General features: G+C 60.6%; 1 protein-coding gene. It reads right to left on the bottom strand.

Going from position 1 to position 551, the window contains the following annotated elements:
* Positions 1 to 543 (bottom strand): nucleotidyltransferase family protein (locus AC1D0P_RS27695; RefSeq protein ID WP_477679660.1); only part of this gene is annotated, 543 nt, incomplete at its 3' end.
* Positions 544 to 551 lie beyond the last annotated feature (8 nt).

The following is a 551-nucleotide window of genomic DNA, read 5'->3' as shown; positions in this document are numbered from 1 at the left end:
ATTGAACGGTCCCTCCGGCGCGTCGTCGAACATGGCCGGATCGACGACGATCGCGCCGGCATAGATCACGCCCTGTCCCGCATCGGGCCGGTAGCGCACCAGTCGGCCATCGTCCAGCAGCGAGAAATCGATCTTGCCGTCATGGCCGGTCGTGTCCTCGAGCCGGACGCAGAGCATGGCCATATCCATCGGCGCGGACTCGAAGAGTTTCGCCAGTCGCCGCAAATTGCTCTCGCAGCCAGGTCTTTCACCGATCCAGAAGAGATCGGAATTCATCACGAAGGCCGGTTCTTTCGGCAGCAGTTTCAGGCCTTTGGCAAGCCCGCCGCCGGAATTCAGGAGTAGGGCGGTCTCGTCCGAAATCAGGATGTCCAGACCCGGATAATGCTGGAGATGGGCGAGCATTTGATCCGCGAGATAATGCACATTGACCACGGCGCGGCTGGATCCGGCTTCCTTCAGCAGGTCGAGCGCATAGTCGATCAACGGCTTGCCGGCGATCTTCACCAGAGGCTTGGGGATCGTATCGGTAATTGGCCGCATACGGGTCC

Source organism: Polaromonas sp. P1_G2, assembly GCF_056405515.1.
Note: the sequence above shows the minus strand (reverse complement) of the source record. Positions and strands in the feature narration are given on the sequence as shown.